The 14,560-nt window shown below is 71.6% G+C and carries 10 protein-coding genes and 1 tRNA gene; 7 read left to right on the top strand and 4 right to left on the bottom strand.

Annotated features, from left to right (window positions below; translation table 11 throughout):
* Nucleotides 1–7 precede the first annotated feature (7 nt).
* The 4 genes from D3869_RS06355 to D3869_RS06340 all read left to right on the top strand — a co-directional run bounded on the left by D3869_RS06355 (nucleotide 8) and on the right by D3869_RS06340 (nucleotide 8,136).
* Nucleotides 8–3,874, top strand: coding sequence for a response regulator (locus D3869_RS06355; protein ID WP_137139368.1), 3,867 nt, complete (start codon nucleotides 8–10; stop codon nucleotides 3,872–3,874).
* Between the two features lie 80 nt (nucleotides 3,875–3,954).
* On the top strand, nucleotides 3,955–4,875 hold the full coding sequence (locus D3869_RS06350) for a diguanylate cyclase (protein ID WP_137139367.1): 921 nt from the start codon (nucleotides 3,955–3,957) through the stop codon (nucleotides 4,873–4,875).
* Between the two features lie 145 nt (nucleotides 4,876–5,020).
* A complete protein-coding gene (locus D3869_RS06345) occupies nucleotides 5,021–6,139 on the top strand; it encodes a molybdopterin-binding protein (RefSeq protein WP_247895743.1) in 1,119 nt (372 codons plus the stop codon).
* A gap of 26 nt (nucleotides 6,140–6,165) precedes the next feature.
* The gene (locus tag D3869_RS06340; RefSeq protein ID WP_137139365.1) at nucleotides 6,166–8,136 is read left to right on the top strand and encodes a molybdopterin biosynthesis protein; all 1,971 of its coding nucleotides are present in this window, start codon (nucleotides 6,166–6,168) and stop codon (nucleotides 8,134–8,136) included.
* On the opposite strand, the gene D3869_RS06335 is transcribed toward D3869_RS06340, so the two are convergent.
* The 4 genes from D3869_RS06335 to D3869_RS06320 form a co-directional block, all read right to left on the bottom strand.
* On the bottom strand, nucleotides 8,114–9,016 hold the full coding sequence (locus tag D3869_RS06335) for a pirin family protein (RefSeq protein ID WP_014239231.1): 903 nt from the start codon (nucleotides 9,014–9,016) through the stop codon (nucleotides 8,114–8,116). The genes D3869_RS06340 and D3869_RS06335 overlap by 23 nt on opposite strands.
* A gap of 88 nt (nucleotides 9,017–9,104) precedes the next feature.
* Nucleotides 9,105–9,383 (bottom strand): hypothetical protein, encoded by a 279-nt coding sequence (locus tag D3869_RS06330; protein ID WP_109070683.1) that lies wholly within the window; start codon nucleotides 9,381–9,383, stop codon nucleotides 9,105–9,107.
* A 169-nt stretch (nucleotides 9,384–9,552) separates the two neighbouring features.
* Nucleotides 9,553–9,628: transfer RNA gene (locus D3869_RS06325), tRNA-Ala, on the bottom strand.
* A gap of 141 nt (nucleotides 9,629–9,769) precedes the next feature.
* A complete protein-coding gene (locus tag D3869_RS06320) occupies nucleotides 9,770–10,168 on the bottom strand; it encodes a TIGR02300 family protein (RefSeq protein WP_137139364.1) in 399 nt (132 codons plus the stop codon).
* A gap of 206 nt (nucleotides 10,169–10,374) precedes the next feature.
* On the opposite strand from D3869_RS06320, the gene ggt reads away from it, so the two are divergent.
* The 3 genes from ggt (at nucleotide 10,375) to cmk (ending at nucleotide 14,468) form a co-directional block, all read left to right on the top strand.
* Nucleotides 10,375–12,153 (top strand): gamma-glutamyltransferase, encoded by a 1,779-nt coding sequence (gene ggt / locus D3869_RS06315; protein ID WP_137139363.1) that lies wholly within the window; start codon nucleotides 10,375–10,377, stop codon nucleotides 12,151–12,153.
* Between the two features lie 310 nt (nucleotides 12,154–12,463).
* Complete coding sequence (gene aroA, locus D3869_RS06310) at nucleotides 12,464–13,801, top strand: 3-phosphoshikimate 1-carboxyvinyltransferase (protein ID WP_137139362.1); 1,338 nt, start codon at nucleotides 12,464–12,466, stop codon at nucleotides 13,799–13,801.
* Nucleotides 13,802–13,805: 4 nt separating this feature from the next.
* A complete protein-coding gene (gene cmk, locus D3869_RS06305) occupies nucleotides 13,806–14,468 on the top strand; it encodes a (d)CMP kinase (RefSeq protein ID WP_137139361.1) in 663 nt (220 codons plus the stop codon).
* The last annotated feature ends 92 nt before the right edge of the window (nucleotides 14,469–14,560 follow it).

Genomic DNA, 14,560 nt, shown 5'->3' with positions numbered 1-14,560 from the left:
ACCGGTGATGGACGACGTTTTCCTGACGGCGGAGGGGTCCGCCGCGGCCCCCCGCACGCGGTTGCGGACCCTGTTGACGACCATCGTCGGGGTGATCACGCTGTTCGGAGTCGGCCTGTGGGGAGCGGCCACCTGGGCCGACCGCGACGAGGCGGTGAGCCACGCCCGCGACCGGACGCTGAACGCCGCCCGCCTGCTGCACGAGCATGTGCGCCGCACCGTCGCCACCAGCGATCTCGTGCTGCAGCGCGTGGACGACCGGCTCCGCGTGCGGGAGATGGACTCGGTGGCGCGCGACCTGCCGCTGTGGCAGGAACTGCGCGCGATGGCCGACGCCATACCGGAGATCAGCGCCATCTTGATTCAGGATGCCGCCGGCAACGGGCTGCTGACCACCCGCCAGTTCCCGGCGCCGCCGATGAACAACGCGGATCGCGCCTTCTTCCAGGCCCACCGGAACGGCGAGGCGTTCCACATCGGCGGGATGATCCGGGGCCGCCTGTCGGGCAAGCCGACCTTCACCATCAGCCGCCGCATCGGGACCGTGGAGAATTTCCAGGGCGTCGCCAACATCGCCGTGGACCTCGATTATTTCCGGTTCTTCTTCGAGGGGCTGAACATCGGCCGCGGGGGGGCGGTCGCCGTGTACCGCGAGGACGGCACCCTGCTGTTCAGCCTGTCCGGCCAGGAAAACAACGGGTCGCCGTCCGCAGCGTCCTCCGCGACGCCCTCTGCGACGCTGTCGAACCTGCCGCCGGTCCTCCCCCCGATGGACGAGGCGCCGCGGAGCACCGGCGGCACGATCTTCAGCCGGTCCCCGGTGGACGGGTCGGAACGGATCGTCGCCAACCTGCGGGTCCAGGATCTGCCGCTGATCGTCCAGGTCGGCATGTCGCAGGGCGAGGCGCTGACGCCCTGGCGCGAGCGCACGATCCACGGCGGCCTGCTGGTCCTGCTGGCGGTGGCCGCCTGCGCCGCCCTGGCGATGGCGGCGGCGCGCAGCCTGTCGCGCGAGGAGGTGGGGCGGCGCCGGCTGGCCGAGACGAACGCCGACCTGGACGCCACCGCCCGCAGCCTGGAGCAGGCCAACCGCGCCTTCGCCGGGGCCAACCGACGGCTCAACCTGATCCTGCAATCCGCGTCGGAGGGCATCTGCGGCGTCGACCGGGACGAGCGGATCACCTTCGCCAACCCCGCCGCCTGCGCGCTGACCGGCTACAGCAACGAGGAGATGCTGGGCCGCAGCCTGCATGTGCTTCTGCACCACACCCGCGCCGACGGCACGCCGGCGCAGACCATCGACTGCCCGGTCTTCGAGGTGCTGCGCACCGGCGAGGCGCGGGGCGGGTCGGAGGACATCTACTGGCGCAAGGACGGCACGAGCTTCCCGGTGGAGTTCGCGGCGTCGCCGATGCTGGAGGACGGGCGGGTCGAGGGCGCCGTCGTCGTCTTCCACGAGATCGCCGAGCGCAAGCGGGCCGAGGAGGCGCTGCGTCAGGCCAAATCCGTGGCCGAGGCGGCCAGCCGCGCCAAGAGCGAATTCCTGGCCAACATGAGCCACGAGATCCGCACGCCGATGAACGCCATCCTGGGGCTGGTCCATCTGCTCCAGCAGACCGATCTGTCGACGCGCCAGCGCGACTACGCCCAGAAGATCCGCGTGTCGGCGCAGTCGCTGCTCGGCATCCTCAACGACATCCTGGACTTCTCCAAGGTGGAGGCTGGCAAGCTGGAGCTGGAGCGGGTGGAGTTCCGCCTGGACGACCTGCTGCAGAACCTCGCGGTGATCGTCGGCGCGGCGGCGCAGGACAAGGACATCGAAGTCCTGTTTTCGGTCGGGCCGGAGGTTCCGCTCGACCTCGTCGGCGATCCGCTGCGCCTTCAGCAGGTGCTCATCAACCTCGCCGGCAACGCCATCAAGTTCACCGACGCCGGGGAGGTGGTGGTGTCCGTCCGCGCCGTCGAGGTGACGGAGGAGCGGACGGTCCTGGCCTTCTCCATCCGCGACACCGGCATCGGCATCGACGCCGAGCAGAAGGAGCGGCTGTTCCAGGCCTTCAGCCAGGCCGACAGCTCGACCACCCGGCGTTACGGCGGCACCGGCCTGGGGCTGGCCATCTGCACGCGGCTGGTGGCGCTGATGGGCGGCGTGATGGACGTGACGAGCGAGCCCGGCCGCGGCAGCGATTTCCATTTCACCGCCGTTTTCGGGAACGCCGCCCGCGGGCTGGCCGCCCTGGGGAGCGCCGGGGAGCGTCCGTCGCGGTTCAGCGCCGTGCCGCGCGGCCTGTCGGTGCTGGTGGTGGACGACAACCTCACCGCCCGCGAGGTGCTGGGCGAACTGGTGGCCTCCTTCGGCTGGCGGACCGCACTCTGCGCGTCGGGGGCCGAGGCGATCGCCGAGCTGGAGCGCGCGACCGCCGCGGGGCAGCCCTACGACGTCGTGCTGATGGACTGGAAGATGCCGGGGATGGACGGGCTTGAGACCTCCCGCCGCATCCGCGACGACGGGCTGGTGAGGGCGCCGGTCATCATCGTGGTGTCCGCCTTCGGGCGGGAGCGGATGGGCGCCCAGACGGGGGATGCCGACGCGCAGGATCTGGGCCTGAGCGGCGCGCTGGTGAAGCCGGTCACCGCCTCCTCCCTGCTCGACGCGGTGATCGACGCCTATGGGCGCGGTGCCGACGGCGCGGCGCTGGGCACCATCCCGCTGCACGCCTGCACGCCGGTCCCCGCCGGGCTGCTGCGGACGCCGCAACGGCGCCCGCTGTTCGGGCAGCGCCTGCTGCTGGTGGAGGACAACAGCATCAGCCAGGAGGTGGCCCGCGAGATTCTGGAGCGCGCCGGCGCCCGCGTGACCCTGGCCGGCAACGGCTATGAGGCCATCGCCAGCGTCGAGGAGGCGGACCCGCCCTTCGACCTCGTCCTGATGGACGTGCAGATGCCGGAAATGGACGGATTCGAGGCGACCCGCCGGCTGCGCGCGCGGCCCGCCGGGCAGGGGCTGCCGATCATCGCCATGACCGCCAGCGCCCTGCCGTCCGACCGCCAGCGCTGTCTGGACGGCGGCATGGACGACCACATCGCCAAGCCGATCGACGTGGATCAGCTGTTCTCGGTGGTGACGCGCTGGCTTGGCCAGCCGCCGGCGGGTGCTCTGGCGGCGGGCGGTCTGGTGGCGGGCGGTCTGGTGGCGGGGGCGCCGCTCCTGCCCAAGCCCATGCCCTTCGCGGCCCGCGCGTCCCTTCCCATCGAGCTGCCGGGCATCGACGTGCAGGACGCGCTGCATCGGCTCGACGGCGACGTCGGGCTGTTCCGCAAGTTCGTCTGCGACTTCGCCCGGACCTATGACGGCGTGGCGGACGGAATCGCCGTCGCCCTGGCGTCGGGGGATTTGCCGCGGGCCAAGGCGCTGGGGCACGAGTTGAAGAGCCTGGCGGGCAACATCGGCGCCCGCCGGTTGTCGGCCGCCGCGGACGCCGTGCAGGTCGCCGCCTTCCGTGGGGATGGAGGGGCGGCGGCGGCGGAGTTGCCGGTTCTCCGTGCGGAGCTGGAGGCGGTGCTGGACTCCGCCGCCCGGCTGGCCGTTGCGCCGGGACGCGCACCCGGCGGCGCTGGCAATGGCGCTGGCGAGCCGGCGGTGGACATCCAGACCCTGGAGACCATGCTGGAGCGTTTCGCGCGGCTGCTGCGTGACAGCAACTTCGCCGCCGCGGAGGAGTTCGCCGTTCTGGCCCCGTCGCTGGCCGACTGGATCGACCCGGTGGCCATGAAGTCGCTTTCCTCGGCCGTCGACGGCCTGGACTTTACAAAGGCTCAAGGAATATTGCGCAGGATCATGCTGGATCTCGGCCTGTCCCTTCCGGCGGACTGACCCGCGCCGCACCCGCAACCGCCTTCCGGGACCCGTGTTCCGGGCCCCGCTTTCCGGGAACCACCCTCCAGGAACCGACCATGACCGATGCCCGTCACAAAATCCTGGTGGTCGATGACATCCCGTCGAACGTGCATGTGCTGAGCCGCATCCTGAAGGACGAGCACGACATCTATTTCGCGACCGACGGGGCAAAGGCGCTGGAGCTGGTGCAGGCCCGCCTGCCCGATCTCGTTCTGTTGGACATCATGATGCCGGGCATGGACGGCTACGAGGTCTGCGCGCGGATCAAGGCCGACCCGATCACCCGCGACATCCCGGTCATCTTCATCTCGGCCAAGAGCGAGGTGGAGGATGAGACCTATGGGCTGGAGGTCGGCGCCATCGACTTCATCTCCAAGCCGATCAGCCCGCCCATCGTCAAGGCCCGCGTGCGCAACCATCTGCTGCTGAAGCGGCAGACCGATCTGCTGCGCACCCTGTCCTTCAACGACGGCCTGACCGGCATCGCCAACCGCCGCCGATTCGACGAGGTGCTGCTGCGCGAATGGCGGCGCTGTGGACGGGCGCAGCATCCGCTGTCGCTGATCATGCTCGATGTCGACCAGTTCAAACCCTACAACGACCATTACGGCCATCAGGCGGGCGACGAGTGCCTGCGCGCGGTGGCCCAGCTCCTGGCCGAGCAGATGATGAGGCCGGGCGACCTGATCGCCCGCTATGGCGGCGAGGAATTCGTCTGCCTGCTTCCCGAAACCGACGAGGACGGGGCGGTCCAGGTCGCCGAGCGTCTGCGCGAGACGGTGGCCGAGCGGCTGCTGCCCCACGCGGTGTCCCATGTCGCCCACCATGTCACCATCAGCCTGGGCGTCGCCACCGCCCGGCCGATGCTGGACGACACGCCGGACCGGCTGACCCAGCTTGCCGACGGCCTGCTCTACGAGGCCAAGCGCGCCGGCCGCAACCGTGTGTGCAGCGGCGGTGTGGAGGTTGCGGTATAAGGGGCCGACCTGAGGCATCACGGGTGCAGCCATGAGTTCGGCCAGAGCCGGAGACGACCCCGCGATTGGAAACCGGCTTCCTTCTGCAGCGACTCCGCCCGATGTGCGCGGGCGCGGCTTTTCCAGCCGGGCTTCCCTGCCGGTCATGGAAGACTGGATCGACGCGACCATCCTCCCATTGCCGCCGCGCGCCGCGGCCCTCGCCGACCTCACCGCCACGCTGGCGGAGGGGGTGGTTCTCGCCGCGCCGGTGAACGCGCCGGGGGATTGGCCGCCCACCGACAGGGCCGTCCGCGACGGGGTGGCGGTGGCTTCCAGCGACACGCTGGGCGCCGGCTCCTACAACCCGGTTCCACTGCCGGGCGCCGTGACGATCGCGGCCGGCGAGCCGATGCCGCCGGGGACCGATGCGGTCCTGCCCGTGGAGGCGATGCAGGCCGATGGCCCCTTCGTCGAGGCGCTGGGCAGCGCCGCCCCCGGCGACGGGGTGGAGCGGCGGGGCGAGGGCCTGCGCGCCGGGACGGTCCTGATGAAGGCCGGGCACCGCTTGCGCCCGCAGGATATCGGGCTGCTCGCCGCGCTGGGGATCGACACGGTGCGTGTCGGCGCCCTCCCGCGGGTGCGGATCGCGCTGGCCGGGGGGCCGCGGTCCGGACCCGAAACGCTGGGCGCCATGCTGACCGCGCTGGTGACGCGCGATGGCGGTGTGGTGGAACTGGTGGGGCCGCTGCCGGCGGACCGCGCCGCGCTGGCCGCCGCCTACGCGGCCCCCGGCGCCGACCTGCTGATTTCCGCCGGGCGCACTGGGGTGGGGGACGACGACGTGGCCCCCCTGGCGCTGGCCGACGCGGGGGTGTTGGCCCTGCACGGCGTGGCCCTGCGCCCCGGCGATTCGGCGGCGCTGGGGCTGGCCGGCGGCGTGCCCGCCCTGCTGCTGCCCGGCGAACCGATGGCCTGCCTGACCGCCTACGAACTGCTGGCCGGGCGGGCGGTGCGCCGTCTCGCCGGGCGCGACCCCGCTCTGCCGCACCCGGCCGTCCCCGCCGTGATGGTGCGCAAGCTGGTGTCGGAGATCGGCTGCGCCGAGCTTTACCGCGTGCGCCGGACGGCGGATGGGATGGTCGAGCCGGTCGCCTCCCCGCACCGGCCGGGTCTGGCCGGGGCGGTGCTGGCCGACGGCTTCGTTCTGATCCCGGCGGAAAGCGAGGGCGTCCCCGCCGGGGCGACCGTGACCCTGCGCTGTTTTGACGGTACAAGTCTCTGAACGGCATCGAGTAAGGGGGGAAGGGCGTGTCCAACCAGGACATCCGGCGTTTTGTCGCCCAGGCGGCCCGGCAGGAGCAGTTTCTCGAGGTGGTCGGCCGCGACGAGGCCGAGGCGCGGTTCCGCCGCCATCTCGACCTGACGCCGAAGGGGGCGGAGACGGTGCCGCTGGGCGCCGCGCTGGGCCGCGTGCTGGCCGCCGACGTGGTGGCGGAGGTCGATGTTCCGGGCTTCGACCGCTCCTCGGTGGACGGCTTCGCGGTGCGCGCCGCCGACACGCTGGGGGCGGGCGAGGACACGCCGGTCGTGCTGCGCCTGAACGACGAGGTGCTGTCGGCCGGGCGCGTTCCGGCGCTGACCGTCGCCCCCGGCACGGCCACGGTGCTCGCCACCGGCGGCATGCTGCCGCGCGGCGCCGACGCCGTGGTGATGGTCGAGCACACCGAGTCCCGGGAGGAGGGAGGCGCCCTCCTCGTGGAGGTCCGCAAGCCGGTGGTGCCCGGCGCCTTCGTCGCCGCCGCCGGGTCGGACATCGGGCGCGGCGAGACGGTGATGCGGCGCGGGCAGGTGCTGACCTCCCGCGAAATCGGCGTTCTGGCGGCCATCGGGCGGTCCGAGGTGTCGGTGGTCCGCCGCCCCCGCGTGGCGATCCTGTCCACCGGCGACGAGATCGTCGCGCCGGGCGAGCCGATCCGGCCCGGCGCCGTCTATGATTCGAACGCCGCCATCCTGGCCGCCGCGGTGGAGGAGCTGGGCGGGGAGCCGGTCCGGCTGGGCATCGCCCGCGACGACGAGGCGGAGCTGGCCCCGCTGATCGAACAGGGTCTGGCCTGCGACGCGCTGCTGCTGTCGGGCGGCACGTCGAAGGGGGCGGGCGACCTGTCCCACCGCATCGTCAGCCGCCTGACCGACCCCGGCATCGTTGCGCACGGCGTCGCGCTGAAGCCCGGCAAGCCTCTGTGCCTGGCCGTAACGAAGGGCAAGCCGGTGGTGATCCTGCCCGGCTTCCCGACCTCCGCCATGTTCACCTTCCACGAGTTCGTCGCCCCGGTGTTGCGCGCGCTGGCCGGCCTGCCGCCCGCGGCGAAGGAGAGCGTGGACGCGACGGTGCCGATGCGGCTGGGATCGGAACGGGGCCGGACCGAATATGTGATGGTCTCGCTGGTGCGCGCGGGCGACGGGGCGCTGGCGGCCTATCCGCTGTCCAAGGGCTCCGGCGCGGTGACCGCCTTCAGCGCGGCGGACGGCTTCATCGCCATCGACCCGCAGGCGGAGGCGGTGGAGGCCGGCACCCCGGTGTCGGTCCAGCGCATCGGGCGCGACACCCGCCCCGCCGACCTGATCGTGATCGGCAGCCATTGCGTCGGGCTGGACGCGATCACCGGCCGGCTGGTCGGGGAGGGGCTGACGGTCAAGGCGCTGAACGTCGGCTCGATGGGCGGCCTCGCCGCCGCCCGGCGGGGTGAATGCGACGTGGCGGCCATCCACCTGATGGACCCGAAGAGCGGCGAGTACAACCGCCCCTTCCTGACCCCGGCGCTCGGCCTCGTGACCGGCTACCGCCGTCTTCAGGGCATCGTCTTCCGCAAGGGCGATGTTCGTTTCGAAGGCAGAACGGCCGAGGAGGCCGGTCTGGCGGCGGCGCAGGACCCTGACTGCATTCTGGTCAACCGCAACGCCGGCAGCGGCACCCGCATCCTGACCGACCGGCTGCTCGGGGCGGCGCGTCCCACCGGCTACTGGTCGCAGGCCAAGTCGCACAACGCCGTGGCGGTGGCGGTGGCCCAGGGCCGCGCCGACTGGGGCGTTGCCATCGACAGCGTCGCCACCCTCTACGGGCTGGGTTTCCTGCCCCTGCAGGCGGAGCATTATGACTTCGTGATCCCCAACGACCGCCGGGAAAGGCCGGCGGTCCGGCGCTTCCTGGCGGCGCTGGCCGATCCGGCGGTGCGGGAGAGGCTGACGGCGCTCGGCTTCACCGTTCCGGAAGCGGAATGAACTCCGTCTCGCCGGGAACGGCGTCGAACCGGCCAGCCTTCCATTCGGCCTTGGCCTGTTCGATGCGGTCCTGGCGGCTGGAGACGAAGTTCCACCAGATGTGGCGCGGGCCGTCCATCACGGCGCCGCCCAGCAGAATCAGGCGGGCGGCGGTCTCCGCTTCCACCGTCACCGCGTCGCCGGGGCGCAGCACCAGAAGCCGTCCGGACTCGAAGCGGTCGCCGTGGATGGTGACGGTGCCGTCGGCGATGTAGAGCGCCCGCTCCTCCGTTTCGCGGTCGATGGGCAGGCGGGCTCCGGCGTCCAGCGAGGCATCGACGTACAGCGTGTCCCACAGCGTGTTCATGGGCGAACGTACACCGTACGCCTCGCCCGCGACGACGCGCAGCCGCTTGCCTTCGCCCTCCACCACCGGCAGCTCGTCGGCGCCGAGATGGACGAAGGCGGGGTCGGTCTCCTCGTGGGTCTTGGGCAGGGCGACCCAGGACTGGATGCCCGACAGCAGCCGGTCGCGGCCGCGCTCGTCGGTGGCGGAGCGTTCGGAATGGGCGATGCCGCGCCCGGCGGTCATCCAGTTCACCGCCCCCGGACGGATCGGCAGCACGGTGCCCAGGCTGTCGCGGTGCAGGATCTCGCCGTCGAACAGGTAGGTGACGGTGGCCAGCCCGATGTGCGGGTGGGGGCGCACGTCGATGCCCGCCCCGGCCTTCAGGATCGCCGGCCCCATCTGGTCGAGGAAGACGAACGGCCCGACCATCCGCTTGCGGACGGAGGGCAGGGCGCGCCGCACCTCGAACCCGCCGATGTCGCTGGTGCGCGGAACGACCACCGTTTCCAGCCAGCCGTCCGGAGACTCGGTCGATGTTGGGGCCGTCGTCATGCTTGTCCTCCCGTTTCCGAAGCCTGGTCCCAATGGTGGGTGCCACCAACAGGTGGGGTCCGGCGCCGCGAATGGGAGGGGGAAATGCTCAGTGCCTGGGGGTGCCGCAGCCGCCGCTTCCGCAGCCGCAGCCGCCGGCCGGGGCGGTGACGTGGATGGCGCCGCGCGCCGTGGCCAGCAGCACGTCCAGCGGGATGCCGGTGGCCTTTGCGAGATCGCCCAGGCTGGCGCTGTCCGGCACGCCGACGCCGGGGTTGAAGACCGGGTGGATCTGCGCCAGCCGGCCCACGGCGTCGGGATCGACGGCGTTCAGCGCGCCCAGGGTGGTGTCGCCCGTCAGGGTGTTGGCGATCAGGATGTCGGCCATGGCGTGTCCGAAGCGGGAGGGAAGGGGGATCGGCGGAAGCCGACGGTGCCGCCCGACCAAAGAGCCTTCCTTGACGCCTGTCAAGACGGTGGCGCTGGAAAGAGCGGGCAGAAAAAGAACCTGAAACGCCGAAGGGCCCGCGCGGTTCTGCGCGGGCCCTTCGGGTGTTTGGTGGAGCCAAGGAGGATCGAACTCCTGACCTCTACAATGCCATTGTAGCGCTCTCCCAGCTGAGCTATGGCCCCGAAACTCTGGGCGGCGAGCCTTGCGGCCTGCCTCGGTGGAGCGGGATATTGGTCAGGACGGGGGTCCGATGCAAGAGAAAAATTCAGCCCCGCCCCGCTTTTTTCCGCTCACCCGCCCCCGTCTTTCAAGGGGGGACGCGATCAGCGCTCCTCCTCGTCCTCGCCTTCGACATCGACGACCTCGTCCATGTCGTCCTCGCCCAGTTCCGAGGTGTCCTCGATCAGGACGTCGTCCTCGTCCTCGGGCGTCTCGTCGGTTTCCTCGATGTCGTCGACGGACACATCGTCCTCGACCTCGTCGAGTTCCGTCGACTCCTCGTCCTCGGTCTCGGTCTCGACGTCCTCGTCCTCCGAGGAGACCACCGGGGCCTTCTTGACGTCGTCGACCGGCGCCGGGCGCGCCTTGCGGGACTTCAGCAACGCCTCGGGATCGAACTGCGCTCCGCAGCTCGGGCACACCGGCGGGTCCTTGCGCAGATCGTAATAGCGCGCGCCACAGCTCGGGCAGATGCGCTTGACGCCCCATTCGGGTTTGGCCACGCCTCGTCCTCCGTCACGTTCCTAGGAAATGCCCAATTCGGGAATTACAAGCCGCGCCCTTTGCCACGCCAGCGGGCGCTTGTCAAAAAAAAGTTCGCTGAATGTCGCCGGCAAGCTGGCGGGGCCGGCGGCCGGTGCCAAACTTCACCCTGCGGTGGTCCTCCGGGCCGCCGACCAGGATACCATGAGAATGGGGGAGGAAGCCGATGCCGATCCTGCCGTCCCGCCGCTGGCGGGCGTTGCTGTCCGCCGGCCTGCTGGCGGCGCTGCCGCTGGAGGCCCTGGCCCAGACGTCACCCTCCACGGCGCCTTCCGCCGCCGGAGACGTGGCGCCGGAGCGCGCGACCGGGCGCGGCAGCCGCAACGTCGACACCGCCACGCGGTACATGGTGGCCGCCGCGAATCCGCTGGCGGCGGAGGCCGGGCGGGAGATCCTGCGGGCGGGGGGCAGCGCGGTGGACGCGGCCATCGCCGTGCAGCTCGTCCTCAATCTGGTGGAGCCGCAAAGCTCCGGCGTCGGGGGCGGCGCCTTCCTGGTCCATTACGACGCCGCAACGAAGGCGGTGACGTCCCTCGACGGGCGCGAGACGGCGCCGGCCGCGGCGACTCCGGAGCGCTTCCTGGGGGCAGACGGCAAGCCGATGCCCTTCTACGACGCGGTGGTCGGCGGGCGGTCCGTCGGGGTGCCGGGCACGGTGATGCTGCTGGAGCACGCCCACCGCGCACACGGCAAACTGCCCTGGCCCCGGCTGTTCGAGCGCGCCATCGCGCTGGCCGAGGACGGCTTCACGGTCAGCCCGCGGCTGAACGGCCAGCTGGCGATGGAAAAGCATCTGCCGGCCAACCCCACGGCGCGCGCCTATTTCTACCAGCCGGACGGCACGCCCTGGCCGGTCGGCCATGTGCTGAAGAACCCGGAGTTCGCGGCGACCCTGCGCGCCATCGCGGAGAAAGGCTCCGCCGCCTTCTACGAGGGGCCGATCGCCGCCGACCTCGTCAAGGCGGTGACCGGCCACCCCACCAACCCCGGCGACATGACCGAGGCCGACCTGAAGGCCTACCGGGTGAAGGAGCGGGAGCCCGTCTGCGGTTCCTACCGTGTCTTCACCCTGTGCGGCATGGGGCCGCCCAGCTCCGGCGGGGTCGCGGTGCTGCAGATGCTGGCCGTCCTGGAAGGCCGAGACATGGCGGCCACCCGCGGCGATCCGGCGCTGGCGGCGCACTGGATGTCGGAGGCCGGGCGACTCGCCTTCGCCGACCGCGGGCTCTATCTCGCCGACCCGGATTTCGTGGCGGTGCCGGTGAAGGGGCTGCTCGACCGCGGCTATCTGGCGAGCCGCGCCGCCCTGGTCGGCGAGCGGTCGATGGGCAAGGCGCAGGCGGGCGAGCCGCCCTTCCGCCAAGGCCGCGCCTGGGGGTTCGCCGAGGCCGAGGAACACGGCACCAGCCACATCTCCGTGGTGGACGGGGCGGGCAACGCCGTCGCCATGACCACCACCATCGAGGACGGCTTCGGGTCCCGCCTGATGGTGCGGGGCTTCCTGCTGAACAACGAGCTGACCGACTTCGCCTTCACCCCCGTGGAGGACGGCAAGCCGGTCGCCAACCGGGTGGAGCCGGGCAAACGGCCGCGCAGTTCGATGGCGCCGACGCTGGTCTTCCGCGACGGTGCCCTGGTGGCCTCGGTGGGGTCGCCGGGCGGCAGCAACATCATCAATTACGTGGGCAAGACGCTGGTCGCGCTGCTGGACTGGGGCCTCGACCCGCAGGCGGCGGTTGACGCCCCCAATTTCGGCAGCCGCAACGGCCCGACCGAGCTGGAGCAGGGCACCGAGGCGGAGGGATGGATCGCGGCCCTGGAGGCGCGGGGGCACACGGTCAAGGCGATGGAGCTGACCTCCGGCACCCAGGCCATCGTGGTGACCGGTCCGGGGTTGTCCGGCGGCGCCGACACCCGGCGCGAGGGGGTGGCGGTCGGCGACTGATCGCGGGAGCGGTCAGGGGCACGTTCGGACGGTTCGGTCGCGGCTTTGACAGACAAGCTCGACACGGATTTCACGGATCGAGGCACGGATTTCACGGATATTCGCCGATCACGGGACGCTGCGCCGCGCCCAGCCGCCCGGTTCCGGGAAATCCGGTTTCAATCCGTGAAATCCGTGTCGATTCTTGCCCGCATTGCCTGCGCGCGGCTTTCAGCCAATCGCCCTGCGGGAGCCGCGCATCGCTCGCATCGCCCTGCCCGCTGTGCTAGGTACTCCGCCCTGGTCACATTCTTGTCTGGGGAGCCCTCCCATGCTGCAGGCGAAGCCGCTTCGCTCATCCTCCACCGGCGCGCTGGCCGGCACCATCCGCGTGCCGGGCGACAAGTCGATTTCGCACCGGTCGCTGATGCTGGGTGCCGTTGCGGTGGGCGAAACCGTCATCCACGGCCTGCTGGAAGGGGAGGACGTGCTGAACACCGCCGCCGCCATGCGTCTGCTCGGCGCCCAGGCGGAGCGCGGCGGGGACGGCGTGTGGCGCGTGCGCGGCGTCGGTCTGGGCGGTCTGGGCGAACCGGCGCAGGTGCTCGACATGGGCAACAGCGGCACGGCGGCGCGCCTGCTGATGGGCCTCGTCGCGTCGCACCCGATCACCTGCGTCTTCACCGGCGACGCCTCGCTGAACAAGCGGCCGATGGCCCGCGTGACCGGCCCGCTGGAGCAGATGGGGGCGCGCTTCGTCGGACGCTCCGGCGGACGGCTGCCGCTGGCCGTGGTCGGCAGCGACCGCACCGTGCCGATCACCTACCGCCTGCCGGTGGCCTCCGCCCAGGTGAAGTCGGCGATCATCCTCTGCGGTCTGAACACCGCCGGCACCACCACCGTGATCGAGGCGGAGCCGACCCGCGACCACACCGAGCTGATGCTGCGCCATTTCGGCGCCACCGTGACGACCGAGCGGATGGAGGACGGTGCGCTCGCCGTGTCCGTCGTCGGCCAGCCGGAGCTGACCGGGCGCGAGATCGTCGTGCCGGCCGACCCCAGCTCCGCCGCCTTCCCGGCGGTCGCGGCGCTGCTGCGCCCCGGCTCGGAACTGCTGCTTCCTGGCGTCGGCATGAACCCGCGCCGCACCGGCCTCTACGACACGCTGATCGAGATGGGCGCGAACATCGCCTTCGAGAACCGCCGCGACGAGGCGGGCGAGCCGGTGGCCGACCTGCGGGTGAAACACGGCCCGCTGAAGGGCATCGTCGTCCCGGCGGACCGCGCGCCCAGCATGATCGACGAGTACCCGATCCTCGCCGCCGCCGCCGCCTGCGCGGAGGGCACCACCGTCATGCTCGGCCTCAAGGAGCTGCGCGTGAAGGAGAGCGACCGCCTCGCCATGGTCGCCGACGGACTGACCAAGTGCGGCGTGAAGGTGGAGGTCGGGGCCGACGACAGCCTGACCGTCTACGGCACCGGCAAGCCGCCGCAGGGCGGCGCCACCGTCGCCACCGCCATGGACCACCGCATCGCCATGAGCTTCCTGGTGCTGGGCATGGCCACAGCCGAGCCGGTGCAGGTGGACGACGGCGCCTTCATCGACACCAGCTTCCCCGGCTTCGTCGCCCTGATGAACGGCGTCGGCGCCAAGATCGCGGGGGTTTGAGGCGATGGGTCTGGTGATCGCCATCGACGGCCCTGCGGCGGCTGGCAAGGGCACGCTGTCCAAGCGGGTCGCCCAAGTCTACGGCTTCGCGCATCTCGACACCGGGGCGCTCTACCGCGCGGTCGGCGTCAGCGTCCTGCGCGCCGGCGGCGACCCGGCGGACGCGGAGGCCGCGGCACAGGCCGCCCGCGCGCTGCGGCCGGACGACGGCATCCTGAACGACCCGGCCCTGCGCAGCGACGAGGCGGCGCAGGCGGCCTCCAAGGTCGCGGCGGTGCCGGCGGTGCGGGCCGCCCTGCTCGATTTCCAGCGGCAGTTCGCCGCAACCCCGCCCGGCGGCGCGCCGGGGGCGGTGCTGGACGGGCGGGATGTCGGAACGGTCGTATGCCCGAACGCTGATGCCAAGCTGTTCGTTACCGCTTCGGTGGAGGTGCGGGCCGATCGGCGACTCAAGGAGTTGCGGGAACGCGGGATTCCGGCTATACCGTCCGACGTCCTGGAGGACATGAAGGCCCGTGACGCGCGCGACAGCCAGAGGACGGTAGCACCGCTCCTGCCGGCTGCCGACGCTTTTGTGCTTGATACCTCCGCCCTCGACGCCGACCAGGCGTTCGCAGCGGCGACCGCCTTTATCGGAACGAAAACCGGTTTCGGCCCCAAGGTCTGAGCATCAGGGTCCGGGCGCTTCGGCCCTCCAAAGGAACATATGTCAACCAAGTCGCCGGGCGTGGTGCCCGGCGCGGTGGTCCCATCGGGGGC

Origin of the sequence: Azospirillum brasilense (genome assembly GCF_005222205.1) — a bacterium.
Classification (GTDB): Bacteria; Pseudomonadota; Alphaproteobacteria; order Azospirillales; family Azospirillaceae; genus Azospirillum; species Azospirillum brasilense_G.
This window is presented reverse-complemented; position numbering and strand designations above follow the sequence as displayed.

Bases quoted from the DNA above. Each gene is read 5' to 3' on its own strand.
- aroA (WP_137139362.1), top strand. From the start codon at position 12,464: ATGCTGCAGGCGAAGCCGCTTCGCTCATCCTCCACCGGCGCGCTGGCC.
- D3869_RS06330 (WP_109070683.1), bottom strand. From the start codon at position 9,383: ATGGCCGACATCCTGATCGCCAACACCCTGACGGGCGACACCACCCTG.
- ggt (WP_137139363.1), top strand. From the start codon at position 10,375: ATGCCGATCCTGCCGTCCCGCCGCTGGCGGGCGTTGCTGTCCGCCGGC.
- D3869_RS06355 (WP_137139368.1), top strand. From the start codon at position 8: ATGGACGACGTTTTCCTGACGGCGGAGGGGTCCGCCGCGGCCCCCCGC.
- D3869_RS06350 (WP_137139367.1), top strand. From the start codon at position 3,955: ATGACCGATGCCCGTCACAAAATCCTGGTGGTCGATGACATCCCGTCG.
- D3869_RS06345 (WP_247895743.1), top strand. From the start codon at position 5,021: ATGGAAGACTGGATCGACGCGACCATCCTCCCATTGCCGCCGCGCGCC.
- D3869_RS06335 (WP_014239231.1), bottom strand. From the start codon at position 9,016: ATGACGACGGCCCCAACATCGACCGAGTCTCCGGACGGCTGGCTGGAA.
- cmk (WP_137139361.1), top strand. From the start codon at position 13,806: ATGGGTCTGGTGATCGCCATCGACGGCCCTGCGGCGGCTGGCAAGGGC.